The 262-nt window shown below is 60.3% G+C and carries 1 pseudogene; it reads left to right on the top strand.

The annotated features are described in order from the left end of the window. Positions 1-262, top strand: a pseudogene (locus tag AC0L27_RS41405) (2-isopropylmalate synthase); the annotation flags it as partial.

A 262-nucleotide genomic window follows, 5' to 3' on the forward strand; every position in this document is an offset into this window, starting at 1 on the left:
GATCTGGCGCGAGTGGTCGAAGCGGCGATTAATGCCGGTGCCACCACCATCAACATTCCGGACACCGTGGGCTACACCATGCCGTTTGAGTTCGCCGGAATCATCAGCGGCCTGTATGAACGCGTGCCTAACATCGACAAAGCCATTATCTCCGTACATACCCACGACGATTTGGGCCTGGCGGTCGGAAACTCACTGGCGGCGGTACATGCCGGTGCACGCCAGGTGGAAGGCGCAATGAACGGGATCGGCGAGCGTGCCG

The organism is Bradyrhizobium sp. Ken51 (genome assembly GCF_055807435.1).